Annotated in this window: 11 protein-coding genes; all 11 read right to left on the reverse strand. The window is 34.4% G+C overall.

What is annotated here, in order from left to right; translation table 11 throughout:
• Positions 1-3 precede the first annotated feature (3 nt).
• Entirely contained in the window at positions 4-1,293 is a 1,290-nt protein-coding gene (locus tag DMB92_RS02130; protein WP_142681406.1) for a sigma-54 dependent transcriptional regulator, read from the reverse strand.
• A gap of 82 nt (positions 1,294-1,375) precedes the next feature.
• Positions 1,376-1,810 carry a hypothetical protein gene (locus DMB92_RS02135; protein WP_142681407.1) on the reverse strand — a complete coding sequence of 145 codons (435 nt, stop codon included), beginning with the start codon at positions 1,808-1,810 and terminating at the stop codon, positions 1,376-1,378.
• A 9-nt stretch (positions 1,811-1,819) separates the two neighbouring features.
• Positions 1,820-5,056, reverse strand: a complete 3,237-nt coding sequence (ccsB, locus tag DMB92_RS02140; protein WP_142681408.1) for a c-type cytochrome biogenesis protein CcsB — start codon at positions 5,054-5,056, stop codon at positions 1,820-1,822.
• A gap of 58 nt (positions 5,057-5,114) precedes the next feature.
• A complete protein-coding gene (locus DMB92_RS02145) occupies positions 5,115-5,810 on the reverse strand; it encodes an ABC transporter ATP-binding protein (protein ID WP_142681409.1) in 696 nt (231 codons plus the stop codon).
• Positions 5,810-6,580, reverse strand: a complete 771-nt coding sequence (locus DMB92_RS02150; protein ID WP_142681410.1) for an ABC transporter ATP-binding protein — start codon at positions 6,578-6,580, stop codon at positions 5,810-5,812. Before DMB92_RS02150 ends, DMB92_RS02145 begins: the two co-directional genes overlap by 1 nt.
• Complete coding sequence (locus DMB92_RS02155; protein WP_142681582.1) at positions 6,577-7,599, reverse strand: branched-chain amino acid ABC transporter permease; 1,023 nt, start codon at positions 7,597-7,599, stop codon at positions 6,577-6,579. The genes DMB92_RS02150 and DMB92_RS02155 overlap by 4 nt, the downstream gene beginning before the upstream one ends.
• Before the next feature lie 5 nt (positions 7,600-7,604).
• Positions 7,605-8,501 carry a branched-chain amino acid ABC transporter permease gene (locus DMB92_RS02160; protein WP_142681411.1) on the reverse strand — a complete coding sequence of 299 codons (897 nt, stop codon included), beginning with the start codon at positions 8,499-8,501 and terminating at the stop codon, positions 7,605-7,607.
• 11 nt (positions 8,502-8,512) lie between these two features.
• Positions 8,513-9,625, reverse strand: coding sequence for an ABC transporter substrate-binding protein (locus DMB92_RS02165; protein ID WP_142681412.1), 1,113 nt, complete (start codon positions 9,623-9,625; stop codon positions 8,513-8,515).
• 22 nt (positions 9,626-9,647) lie between these two features.
• Positions 9,648-10,763, reverse strand: coding sequence for an ABC transporter substrate-binding protein (locus DMB92_RS02170; RefSeq protein ID WP_142681413.1), 1,116 nt, complete (start codon positions 10,761-10,763; stop codon positions 9,648-9,650).
• Positions 10,764-10,785: 22 nt separating this feature from the next.
• The gene (locus DMB92_RS02175) at positions 10,786-11,901 is read right to left on the reverse strand and encodes an ABC transporter substrate-binding protein (RefSeq protein WP_142681414.1); all 1,116 of its coding nucleotides are present in this window, start codon (positions 11,899-11,901) and stop codon (positions 10,786-10,788) included.
• A gap of 325 nt (positions 11,902-12,226) precedes the next feature.
• Positions 12,227-13,291, reverse strand: coding sequence for an aminofutalosine synthase MqnE (mqnE, locus tag DMB92_RS02180; RefSeq protein ID WP_142681415.1), 1,065 nt, complete (start codon positions 13,289-13,291; stop codon positions 12,227-12,229).
• Positions 13,292-13,368: the final 77 nt, after the last annotated feature.

The raw sequence follows: 13,368 nt of genomic DNA on the forward strand, positions 1-13,368 counted from the left end.
TTTCTATCCTTTAAATTTAGCTAGTTTTTCTTTAAATTTATCCTCGCTTATATCAAGGATTTTCGCAGCTTGTGAAATATCGCCTCCGCTTTGTTCTAAGGCCTGTTCAAAAAGCTCTTTTTCTAAATTTTTAATCTCCTTTTTCGTGCTTCTTGCCTCAATAAACAAATCCTGCCTTGAAATTTCAGCACCCTCACTCAAAATACAAGCCCTTTGCACGATAGAAATAAGCTCTCTAATGTTTCCTGGATAATCATACTCTAAAAGTGCGTTTTGAGCATCTTTACTAAGGCTCTTGCTTGGCAAATCATACTCCTTGCAAGTATCTTCTAAAACCTTATTCGCAATGCCTAAAATTTCTTCTTTTCTTTCTCTTAGTGGCGGAATTTGAATGGGAATCGTATTTAAACGATAATATAAATCGCTTCTAAATTCGCTTTTAGCAATTTTTTCTTCTATGTTGGCATTTGTTGCTGAAATGATCCTAACATCTATTTTTATAGGTTTTGTGCTTCCAAGACGCGTGATTTCTTTTTCTTGCAAGGCTCTTAAAAGCTTGGCTTGAATTTCAAAAGGCATTTCGCCGATCTCATCTAAAAAAAGCGTGCCTTCATTTGCCATTTCAAAAAGTCCTATTTTAGCAGCATTTGCGTCTGTGAATGCTCCTTTTTCAAAGCCAAAAAGCTCGCTTTCTATGAGATTGTTTGGAATGGCAGCCATATTGATAGCAACAAAGGGCTTATTTGCTCTCTTTGAGTTTTTGTGTATAAATTTAGAAAAAAGCTCTTTTCCCACACCACTTTCGCCAAAAAACATAACAGAAGCATCAGTTTTTGCAGCTTTTGAGCTTAAATTTAGAGTTTTTTCAAGCTGGGCTGAGTTTGCAAAAAAATCACTTTGCTCGGTATTTTCTTTTTTCTTGTTCTTTTTTTCTGTGGTTTTATCGCGTATGATTTTAGCTCTTTTGATCGCTGTAACTAGGGTTTGTATATCAAAGGGCTTGGTTAAAAAGTCTTTCACGCCCAAACGCACAGCCTCAATGGCTCTATTTAAGGTAGCATTTCCTGTAATGATGATAAAATCATATTTGTTTTCGCAAGCTTTGACAAATTCTATGCCATCAAGTCCTGGCATATTGATATCAGTGATGATCAAATCCACGCTATTATCAAGCTTTTTGAGTGCTTCGGTGGCGGATTTATAAGATTTGATATTAAATTCCTCAAATTCGCCTAGGGCGATTTCAAGTCCCTTACGCATATTAATATCATCTTCAACGATCACCAAATTCATCTTTGCCCCTTAAAAATTTACCCTGAAATCATAGCATATTTTCATATGAATTTAAGAATTTGACTTAAACAATTCCCTCATTTTAGCCTTGTCTTATTTTTCTTTTAGCAAGTCCCATTTGTTCATAAGCATCGATTTCTTTTTTATAAGATGGATATCTTTTGCTTAATTCTCTATTTAAAAAAGCTATATTTTTAGCTTCAGAATGAGAATTTGAAGAAACAGCTGTTACAAAATCAAGCTTTTTCTTTGCATCTTTACTGATACTTTTTGCATTTGTTCTTGAGCCTAATTTTTGCGTATTAACAAAGGTTAAAATAAGATCATGAAGTTTATCATCACTTGCTGTTTGCGCCATAGATATAAGATCATCTAAGGATAAGCTCTTGTGTTCAGGCTTATGCTTTGTGCTATCTTGACTGGTTTGCGTTTGTTTTTTTAAGGTCAAAAATATAGCCACAGCAAAGCCAATAGCTAAAAGTACAACAAGTAAAATGACTATTCTTTCTATGCTCATTCATATCCCTTATAATTTTTTAATAAATTGTTTTTTATAAGAACTTATAATACCTAAAATTAACATAAATAAAAAGCTATAATACGCAGAAGGAGGAATTTGTGCTGCCTCTCCTGCAGCGTAAGAATGAAGTCCCACTAAGAAATAATTAACTCCAAAATAAGTCATTATAATGCTCCAATACGCAAACATAGACCAAAGTGCAAAGCTGTATTGATTGTTAAATTTAGGAACTAAACGCATATGAAGCACAGCAGCATAAATTAATATACTGATCAAAGCCCAAGTTTCCTTAGAATCCCAGCTCCAATACCTACCCCAGCTTTCATTTGCCCAAATCGCACCTAGAAAATTGCCTATAGTAAGCAAGATCAAGCCCAAAATCATAGCCATTTCATTAATCCTACTTGCTTCTGTGATATTTCTTAAGATATTTTCATTGTGTTTGCCCTCTTTTTTCAAAAAGCACATTAAAATCAAAACAAAGATTCCAAGTAAGCAACAAAGCCCTAAAAATCCATAACTAGCAGTAATAACAGAAACATGGATACTTAGCCAATACGATTTTAAAACAGGAACTAAATTTGTAATTTGCGGATCCATTTCCCCAAGATGTGCCACATGCAAAACAACGCCTGCTAGGATAGAGGTTAAGGCTAGAGCAATAGGGCTTTTTCTTGAAAAGAAAATACCACTCAAAGCCAAAGCCCAAGCGATATACACCATACTTTCATACGCATTACTCCAAGGTGCATGATCAGCTAAATAAGCTCTTAAGATAAGTCCTAGGGTATGGATAAGAAAGGCGATGATATTGCAAATATAAACAAGTTTAAAGATAAAATTGATCTTGATCTTTGTTTGTATCATCTTTGCCAAAATCAAGATCAAAAGCAAGGCTCCAGCTAAAAGATATAAAGGGGTAAGCTTTACAAAAATTTGAGCGTGATTGACAAAAACTTCAGTAGCGATTTTATTTTCACTTGGCATAATGCTTGCACCCATTTTTTGCTGATAGAGTTTAAGAGCTTCTAAAGCCTTATTAGCCTCGGTGTAATCATTTGTATTTAAGGCTTTATCAAGATTGATAAAATAATTTCTAAGGAGCAAGGAGGCAAGAGGGTTTTTTTGCTCTTTATCTTCAAGTACTTCAAAAGGATTAAGCCAAGTGGTGTTGTTAGCATCTTCTTGAGGAAAGATCCTAAAAAGCTCGGTACTTAAAACAAGATTGACTATATTTGCTCTTTCATCAAGCTTGATAAGCTCTTTATCAAATACTCCTCTTGCATTAGGACTTTTTCTATTTGCATTTTCAACATATTTTGTAAGCTTATAACCTGTTTTTTCATCAAAAAAATCAAGTATGCTCACATACTTACTAGGATTTATCCCTAAAATTTTAGAAATCTCTTCATTTACACCCTTATTTCTTGGCATGATGATGATAGGCTCTTTACTCCAAGCTCTAAAATCAACAAGCATAGAAAGTATCACACCACTTGCATCTTGTCCTTTATAGTTCGTATCTTTATATACTTTTTCTAAAATTTCCATAGCTAAAGTATCAAAAGGAACAATTCTTCCGTTTTTCTGCACAGCTAAAAAGGCAAATTGTTTGCTGTGTTCTTTGCTGATGAGAGGAAGTTGATTTTCCTCAGCTTGAACGCTTTGAAAATTATAAATCACACCTAAACAAAACAAAGCCACAGCTATATTTTTAAGACTATCACGGCTTACAAGTTTTGCTAAGATTCTAAAGCGAGAATTTGGATTTAAAAGACTAAGAAACATTCCCAAACAAAGTAAAAAATAACCTATGTAAGTTGGGATTTTGCCCGGATCTTTATTGACAGAAAGTATAGTGCCTAGCTCATCTTGATCATAAGAGCTTTGATAAAGTCTAAAACCTCTATAATCAAGCACATTGTTCATAAATATCCTAAAATCAAATTCATTGTCATCATCTTTTACTATAACTTCGCTTGCATAAGATTGTGGAGACATAGAACCTGGATAACGATCAAGAATAAAGTCTTTAAGATAAAGAGAAAATGGTAAATTCATTGTTGAAGTACTCCAAGCAACAAAAAATTTCTCCACTCCAAAGTCAAGGATCACCGGACTTGCTTCTTCAAAAACATATAAATTTTTCTTCACGCCCTTATACTCAAGCTCTAATTCTAAAGCATTTCTTGCATTTTGAGAAAGTTCTAAAGCTTGGTATTCTTTACTCATAGCAAAGTCTTTCATACTAAGCAAGAGACTATTTTTCCAGTTTTGTGGCTCTCCAAACAAGGAAATCAAACCTGTTCTAAAAAGCTCAAGCCAAGAGTTTTTAAACCAAAGCCAAAAGCTATCATCTTGTGGGCGATTTGCTCCTTTGATCTCTTCTTTTGCATGAAGTGAGACAAATTTAACAACAAAATTTATATTATCAAGGGTATAAAGTCTTTTTTCTTCGCTGTTTGCAACACTTTGTGCTTGAAGTTTTGAACTCGAGCCATCACTCATTTGCATAAAATTAAGATTTTCACTTGAGCTTAACTTCAAATTTTTATCAATTTTCACATAAGGGCTTGTAACCTCATCGTTTAAAAAGGCAAAATTTATACCAGCTACATTTTGAACTTCTCCTTCATTTAAAACAAGTTCTAAGGTTTGCCCTTGGTCATTTGAAAGCATTAAAGCAAGCAAGCCAGAAGCATTTTCATCTTCGCTAAAAACTTTTTTTGCATCAAGGAGTAAATTTTTATAACTAAGCTTAGCCTTTTGTCCATCTATATCTAAAACAAGCTTCAAATCATTTGCAAAAGGCAAAAGTCCTATATCTTTCATCGCAGCTGTGCCGTAAGTTTGTCCCTCTTTAAAAGCTGACATTTTGATAAAAGATTTAGAGCTTTCAATGATAGCATTTTCTTCGTTTTCTCTGATATGTAAATTTCCTTCAAAGCCCATATATCTAGTCATAGCAGCACCAAGTAAGATAAATAAAAATGAAAAATGAAAAAGAGCAAGAGGAAGTTTTTTAAGCATGAACATTTTATATCTAAACATTGCACAAGCAAGATTTAAACCTAAAAGTAGCTGTATAAATCCAAACCACAGCGTGCCATAAATCATAGCCCAAGCAGTTGGTGTGCCATAAGCACTTTCAATAAAAGTTGCCAAGGCACAAAAAAGTGCAAAAAGTAAAAATAAAGCAATAGAAATTTTCAAATCGCCAAAATTTTGGATAATATTTTTCATCAAGTCCCTAGGTAGAATAAATTTTTTGTAAATTTATTATATTAAAGTTAATCTAATATTAAATTCCTAAGTATCTTTTGCGAATTTCATCATTTCCTATAAGCTCGCTTGCCACGCCTTGCATAACAAGCTTTCCATTTTCCAAAACATAGGCATAATCACTTATTTTAAGGGCTGAAAAGGCATTTTGTTCAACTAAAAGTATGGTAATGCCCTCTTCTTTTAGTCTCACAATGATATCAAACACCTCTCCTACGATCTTTGGAGCAAGTCCTAAAGATGGTTCATCAAGCATTAAAAGCTTAGGCTCACTCATCAAAGCTCTTGAAATCGCAAGCATTTGAGCTTCTCCACCACTTAAATTTCCTGCTAAACTTTGTCTTTTAGCCTTAAGACGCGGAAAAAGCTTATACATCTGCTCTTTTAAATGCTCATAATTTTCTCCATTGTTAAAAGCTCCGATTTTTAAATTTTCTTCAACGCTAAGATTGATAAAAATTTTTCTACCCTCAGGAACTAAGGCTATGCCTTTTTGCACTAAGGCATGTGTTGAATGTCTTTTTGTCTCATAGCCCAAAAAGCTAATTTCGCCCTTTTTTTTCACGCGGTTTAAAATAGCATTAAGAGTTGATGTTTTTCCAGCACCATTTGAACCTATAAGTGTGATGATTTGCCCTGTTTTTATATCAAAACTTATGCCCTTTAAAGCTTCAATCAAGCCATAATAAACCTTTAAATCTTTAACCACTAACATTATTTTTCTCCATGAAAATCGCCCAAATAAGCAGCAATAACTTCTTCGTTTTTTACCGCCTCTTCAATCTTACCCTCAAAAATCACCTTACCATAATCAAGCACCAAAACCCTATCACAAAGCTTATGCACAAAATTCATATCATGTTCTATCAACAAAACGCTGATCTTATAATCCTTTCTTAGCTTTAAGATCAAATTTGCAAGCTCTAAGCTTTCAGCTGAGTTCATACCAGCAGCTGGCTCATCAAGCAAAAGTAAGCTAGGGTTTGTAGCCATTGCTCTTGCGATTTCAACCTTTCTTTGCTGTCCATAGCTTAAGCTTGTTGCCTTTTCATGTGCAAGATCAGCAATTGAAAGCTCTTCTAAAAGTTCCAAGGCTTTTTTTCTAGCCTCTTTTTCGCTTTTACTAAAACGCCCCAAATGCAAAAAAGCTTCTAAAACATTGTATTTTATACTTTGATCAAAGCCTATAAGCACATTTTCAAGCACGCTCATGCTTGAAAAAAGGCGTATATTTTGAAAGGTTCTTGCTATACCTAAATGAACGATTTTATGAGGCTTTAGCTCATTGATCAACTTATCTTTGAAAAAAACTTGCCCGCTACTTGGTTTATAATTTCCAGTGATGATGTTAAAAAGCGTTGTTTTTCCAGCACCATTTGGTCCTATGAGAGTAAAAATTTCTCCTTCTTTGATACCAAAACTTGTATCACTTATGGCTTGGACACCATTGAAATTTTTGTTGATATTTTTAAGCTCAAGTATCATTTTTTATTCCTTTTTTTGAAAAAATCAAGGATTTCTTTATCGCCTAAAAGTCCTTTTCGTGCAAAAAGCATAACAAGGATCAAAATAAGTGAAAAAACAACCATTCTAAAACCCGGCATTGCAGGTGTTTCATAGCCAAAGATATTCATACTTTCATCTAAAAATCTAAGCCACTCAGCCCCACCAATGACCAAAAATGCTCCCAAAATAGCTCCACTTGTAGATCCAAGCCCACCTAAAACGATGATGATAAGAAGCTGAAAAGTAAGCAAAAAGTCAAACTGCTCAGGACTTACTGAAGCAAGCAAACAAGCTAAAAGTCCTCCTCCAACGCCTTCTAAAAAGGCTGAGGTGCAAAAAGCAAGGGTTTTGATCCAAAAAGCATTGATCCCCATAGCACTAGCTGCATCTTCATCATCTCTAATCGCACGCATAGCACGACCATATTTTGAATACACTAAATTTAGGATCAAAATCACAGCTATAATGGCAGCTCCTCCTGTGTAGTAAAGATTTGAATGTCTTGGCAGATCATTAAGTCCTAAAGAACCATTTGTGATACTTGGAAAATTTATAGCTAAAAGCTTGATGATGATACCAAAACCCAAAGTTACGATAGCTAGGTAATCTCCTCTTACTCGAAACACCGCAAAAGAAAGAAGCAAGGCAAGTAAAGCTGCTAAAAGTCCTCCCATGAACAAAGCAAAGATAAAAGAACTCGAATGAAAGGCTAAAATAAAAGAACTTGGATCTTCAAGTACGAATTGATCGATTTTATTATCAGAGCTTAAAAGTATCAAAGCTGCTGCGTATGCTCCAACAGCCACAAAGCCATTAGGCTCTAAAGAAAACTGCCCTGTAACGCCGTTGATGAGATTATAACTTACTGCTAAGATGATAAAAATAGCGATATTATTTAAAATTTGGTTGCCATAATCACTAAAAAAATTTGGACTAAAAACGATAAAAAGCAAGGCAAGTGCTAAAAAAGCAAAATGTGCAAATTTATTTTTACTCATACTCATTAAAATCTGCTCCTTTCATAGTTTATACCTAAAATTCCCGTAGGTTTAAAAAGCAAGATAAAAACTAAAAAGATAAAGGCAAAGGCATCTTTAAAACCTGAAAGCTCCGGAAAAAACGCAACAACAATCACTTCAGAAAAACCTATGATAAGTCCTCCTAAAACAGCACCCACAACAGAGCCTATCCCTCCTAAAACAGCTGCTGCAAAGGCTTTTAGACCGATTAATACGCCCATGTGAGGATCGATAGAAGGATAATTTATCGCCCAAAAAACCCCTCCAACAGCAGCTAGAGCTGATCCTAGAGCAAAAACTAAAGCTATGATTTTATTTGCATCAATGCCCATTAAGCTCACAGTTTGTATGTCAAAGGCTAAGGCTCTTATCGCAACGCCGTATTTACTTTTGTAAAGCACAAAAAGTACAAAAAGTAGGATAACAAAGGTAAGCACAGGCACAAAAATAGAAATCACACTTATGCTTAAGCCCTTAAATTCTATAACTTTTTCCAAATAACTTGGCACAGGGAAAGAAAGTGCTGCTGAGCCAAAGATGACATTGAAAAGATTTTGTATCAAATAACTCATTCCTATGGCTGTGATAAGAAGAGAAATTTTAGGAGCATTTCTTAGGGGCTTGTAGGCGATTTTATCTATACTTATACCCACTAAGGCAGCAAAAATCATAGCAAGACTTAAAGCACCCAAAAAAGGCACATTTAAAATCGTTATGCAAAATAAAGCCGCATAAGCTCCAACCATCATAATTTCGCCATGAGCAAAATTAATAAGCCTTAAAACCCCATAAACCATAGTATAACCTATGGCTATGAGTGCATACATCGAGCCTAGAGAAAGGGCGTTGATGAGTTGCTGAAAAAAAAGAGTGGTATCCATTTTGAACTATCCTAAGGGTTGATAATGTCTTTGAAAACTTGTTTCAAATCTTTTACTTCTTTGATCACGACAGATCTTTTTGTTTCGCCGCTTTGATCAATGTTTATAATACCTGAAACACCTTGAAAATTACTTGTGCTATGAATTTGCTTGTTAATACACTCACTTGTAAGATCATGTGTGCATTTATTCATAGCTTCAAACATAACAAAATACGCATCGGCTCCCATGGCACTAAAATTTGGAACTTCTTTTGTTTTGTTCTTTTTTTCAAACTCAGCGATAAATTCTTTGCTAAGCTTGGTTTGAGGGTTATTAAAATCAAAACTATCGCTAAAAATATAGCCATTTGCCGCCTCGCCTGCAAGCTCTATAAATTTTTGATCAGCTATACCCCAACCGCTGAGGGTTGGAATTTTAACATTCATCGCAAGGGCTTGTCTTGCAAAAAGTGCTGCTTCGTGATAAAAAATAGGGATAAAGATAAATTCAGGATTTATGGTTTTAATCTTAGAAATAATTGCCTTAAAGTCCTTATCTCCTGTGCTTATCCTTATCTTTTCTTTGATTTTTCCTCCATTTTTTACAAATTCTTTTTCAAAAACCTTGGCTAAATTTAAAGAAAAATCATTACTTTGATCAAGCACGATCACGGTTTCTTTGAAGCTCATTTTTGTTATAGCATATCGTGCAAGAACTTCTCCTTGTAAATTATCTGAAAAACTTACTCTAGCAGCATAGGGTTTATCTGTTATTTTTGCAGATGAAGCTGCTGGAGAAATCACTGGGATCTTATCTTTTTGGGCTATACGCACGACTTGTAAAAAATGTGCTGTTGTCATTTCCCCTATCAGTGCTAAAACTTCATCTGTAGCTATAAGTCTTGTGGCTGAATTTGCTGCTTCTATCTTCTCGCCCTTATCATCAGTTATAACGAGCTCAACCTTATCTCCATTGTCTAAGGTATTTTGCATTAAATGAGCTATTTTAATCCCCTCTAAAGCACTTTGTCCATAAGCAGCAGTAGCTCCACTTAAGGGTAAAACAACACCTATTTTAACTTCTTTTGCATATACAAAACTTGTAAGTGCTAAAGCACATAAACTAAGATGAAATTTTTTCATATTTTTATTTCCTTCAAAAAATTTATGGATTAATTGTCGCCTTATATGTTTGTTTTTCGTTTTGAATTTCTTTCACAACGACTGAGCGACTAGCGTTACCGCTTTGATCAATGTTTATAATACCTGAAACACCTTGAAAATTACTTGTGCTATGAATTTGCTTGTTAATGCACTCACTTGTAAGATCATGTGTGCATTTATTCATAGCTTCAAACATAACAAAATACGCATCGGCTCCCATGGCACTAAAATTTGGAACTTCTTTTGTTTTGTTCTTTTTTTCAAACTCAGCGATAAATTCTTTGCTAAGCTTAGTGGTTGGATTAGTATAATCAAAGCTATCTGTGAAAATATAGCCATTGCTCGCATCTTTTGCTAGCTTGATAAAGGTCTCATCAGCTACCCCATCAGCTGATCCCATAGCTATGTTTAAATTTACATTTTTAGCCTGACGCACAAAAAGAGCTGCTTCGTTATAATAAATTGGCAAATAAATAAAATCAGGCTTTAAATTTGCAATTTGAGCAATCACAGCCTTATAGTCTTTATCTCCAGAGCTTACTCTTAATTTTGCTAAAATCTCTCCGCCATTTTGCTTAAATTCTTTTTCAAAAGCCTTAGCCAAACCTAAAGAATAATCAGTACTTTGATCCATAACAATCACAGCCTTTTTATAAGAAAGGTCTTTAAAAGCATATTTTGCTAAAGATGAGCCTTGAAAGCTATCCATAAAACAAACCCTGCTTGAGTATTTTTTGCCATTTAAAAGCTTATCACTCGTTGCAGCAGGAGCAATGAGAGGAATTTTTTTATCTTCTGCTACACGCATGATCTGCAAGGTATTTGCAGTTACCATTTCTCCTATAAATCCAAGCACCTTATCTTGTGCGATAAGCCTTGTAGCAGCTGTGGCACTTTCTACCTTATCTCCTCTTGAATCAAGAGTAACAAGCTCAACCTTATCTCCATTTTTTAAGGTATTTTGCATTAAATGAGCTATTTTAATCCCCTCTAAAGCACTTTGTCCATAAGCAGCAGTAGCTCCACTTAAGGGTAAAACAACACCTATTTTAACTTCTTTTGCATATACAAAACTTGTAAGTGCTAAAGCACATAAACTAAGATGAAATTTTTTCATATTTTTATTTCCTTCAAAAAATTTATGGATTAATTGTCGCCTTATATGTTTGTTTTTCGTTTTGAATTTCTTTCACAACGACTGAGCGACTAGCGTTACCGCTTTTGTTGATATTGATTGTTCCACCTACGCTTTGAAAATTTGTGATAGAGTGGATTTCATTGTTAATACACTCACTTGTTAAATTTGTCTCACATTTGTTCATCGCTTCAAGCACAACCAAATACGCATCTGCCCCCATGGCTGAAAAAGCTGGAAGCTCTCTTGTGCCTTTTTCTTTAGCATAAAGATCAAGAAAACTTTTGCTGATTTGATTTGGCGGGTTATTATAATCAAAACTATCCGTAAAAACCACGCCATTTACAGCACTACCTCCAAGCTCGATAAAGGTCTTGTTATTTACCCCATCTCCTGCTGCTAAAAGCCCTTTAAAGCCTGCTGCTCTTGCTTGCTTAGCAATAAGTGCAGCTTCTGGGTGATAAATTGGCATATATACAAAGTCTGCATTTATACCTTGAAGCTGCGAAACGATAGCCTTAAAGTCCTTGTCATTTGACGAGATATTAAATTTCTTAAGAATTTTTCCACCTTTTTGTGTAAAGCTTTGCTCAAAAACCTTGGATAAACCCAAAGAATACACATTGCTTTGATCAGTAATCAAAACAGCTGTTTTTAAATTTAAGGTATTAAAGGCATAATCAGCAAATTTTTGACCCTGAAAACTATCCATAAAACAAACCCTGCTTGAGTATTTTTTACCATTTAAAAGTTTATCGCCTGAGGCAACAGGAGCTATCATAGGAATTTTTTTACTTTCTGCTACGCTAATAACTTGCATGGTATTTGGAGTAACAGCTTCTCCTATAAGGGCTAAAACCTTATCTGCTGAAACAAGCCTTGTAGCAGCTGTGGCACTTTCTACCTTATCTCCCTTGCTATCAAGAACAACAAGCTTTACATCATCGCCGTTTTTAAGCTTAGCTTGAAATTTATTAGCAAGTTCTATGCCCATGAGAACATCTTGCCCATAAGCAGCAACGCTTCCCGTCAGGGGCAAAACAACACCTATTTTAACTTCTTTTGCACAAGCAAAACCTGCAAGTGCCAAAGCACATAAACCAAGATGAAATTTTTTCATCTTATCCTCCTTTTTAAGATAAAAATTTATAACATATTTAAAGTAAAGTTATGAAAATCATAACAACCAAAAAACTGAACAATAATAAAAATAATGTGAAGAAAAAATTATTTGACGATAGTCAGGACGACAGAAGAAATGAGAGAAATAAGAGCTTTATTTCTTAAATTTGTTTTCTTATGATCTGTAAAACAAGGGTATTTAAACGCTTGCATGATATATCCTTTCATTTAAAATTAACATGAGTTTGATTATACATAAAAAATTATAAATTTATTCTGAAATCATTATTTTTTAAAATCAAAAATAAAAAATTACACAAAAACTAATACACCCTAAGTTCATTATACAAGCTATCTCTTTCGATGGGGATTAAATTTGAAGTTTTTATCATATCGATGAAAGTTTTTAGGCTTTGACCCTTGGCTGATTTTGCCCCGCCAGCACTTTGTATGCTTTCTTTTTCTATAGTGCCATCAAGATCATTTGCACCAAATTCTTGTGCCACCATAGCTAAATTTATGCCCATGGTTGCCCAATATGCCTTGATATTTTTGATATTATCAAGCACAAGTCTTGAAATAGCTATGGTTTTTAAGATCTCCTCGCTATCCATGATCTTTTTAGCTTCTAAAAAGCTATTATCCACCTGCCAAACAAGTGGTATAAAGGCGTTAAAACCTCCTGTTTCATCTTGAAGCTTACGAAGTCTTAACATATGATCGATTCTATGTTCCTTTTCTTCTATATGACCAAAAAGCATGGTAGCGTTACTTTGCCTACCTTTTTTATGCCATAAAGCATGAATTTTAAGCCAATTTTCGCTACTCACCTTGCCATTGCAAATTTTTTTACGCACCTGCTCATCAAAAATTTCAGCTCCACCTCCGGGCATCGAATCCACGCCATATTCAAGCATTTTATCGATTACTTCTTCGTAGCTCATCTTAAAACGGCGGTGTAAAAAGTCGATTTCCGCTGCCGTCATCGCTTTGATATGAATTTGTGGATATTTTTCTTTAATCATCTTAAAAATACCCAAATACCATTGCCAGCTTGTGTCTTTATTATGTGCTGATACGATATGCACTTCTTTTGTATCATTTTTTACCGTATCATCAACAATCTTCATAATCTCTTCATGACTCATCAAATAAGGATTTGGATTTTTGCGGTGTGCTGAAAAGGCACAGAATTTACAAGTATCTGCACAAATATTTGTAGGATTTATATGGCGATTTATGTTAAAATACACCTTTTTTCCATGAAGCTTACTACGTTTTTCATGAGCATATTTTGCCAAGGTAAAAAGATCAAGATCATAGAGCTTAAAAGCTTGTTCTTCACTCAATCGTTCGCCATTTTCTAGGGTTTTAATAAGTTTTTCCATCATCTTACTCTAAAGGTTAAAATAAAGCTTGATTATAATGAAAAATCGTTAAATTTTCCTTTAGTTTTTGAATATTT

The organism is Campylobacter sp. MIT 99-7217 (genome assembly GCF_006864365.1).
Classification (GTDB): Bacteria; Campylobacterota; Campylobacteria; order Campylobacterales; family Campylobacteraceae; genus Campylobacter_D.

Coding starts and splice junctions, on each gene's coding strand:
- DMB92_RS02170 (WP_142681413.1), bottom strand. CDS start 10,763: ATGAAAAAATTTCATCTTAGTTTATGTGCTTTAGCACTTACAAGTTTT.
- ccsB (WP_142681408.1), bottom strand. CDS start 5,056: ATGAAAAATATTATCCAAAATTTTGGCGATTTGAAAATTTCTATTGCT.
- DMB92_RS02150 (WP_142681410.1), bottom strand. CDS start 6,580: ATGATACTTGAGCTTAAAAATATCAACAAAAATTTCAATGGTGTCCAA.
- DMB92_RS02135 (WP_142681407.1), bottom strand. CDS start 1,810: ATGAGCATAGAAAGAATAGTCATTTTACTTGTTGTACTTTTAGCTATT.
- DMB92_RS02130 (WP_142681406.1), bottom strand. CDS start 1,293: ATGAATTTGGTGATCGTTGAAGATGATATTAATATGCGTAAGGGACTT.
- DMB92_RS02155 (WP_142681582.1), bottom strand. CDS start 7,599: ATGAGTAAAAATAAATTTGCACATTTTGCTTTTTTAGCACTTGCCTTG.
- DMB92_RS02160 (WP_142681411.1), bottom strand. CDS start 8,501: ATGGATACCACTCTTTTTTTTCAGCAACTCATCAACGCCCTTTCTCTA.
- DMB92_RS02175 (WP_142681414.1), bottom strand. CDS start 11,901: ATGAAAAAATTTCATCTTGGTTTATGTGCTTTGGCACTTGCAGGTTTT.
- DMB92_RS02165 (WP_142681412.1), bottom strand. CDS start 9,625: ATGAAAAAATTTCATCTTAGTTTATGTGCTTTAGCACTTACAAGTTTT.
- mqnE (WP_142681415.1), bottom strand. CDS start 13,291: ATGGAAAAACTTATTAAAACCCTAGAAAATGGCGAACGATTGAGTGAA.
- DMB92_RS02145 (WP_142681409.1), bottom strand. CDS start 5,810: ATGTTAGTGGTTAAAGATTTAAAGGTTTATTATGGCTTGATTGAAGCT.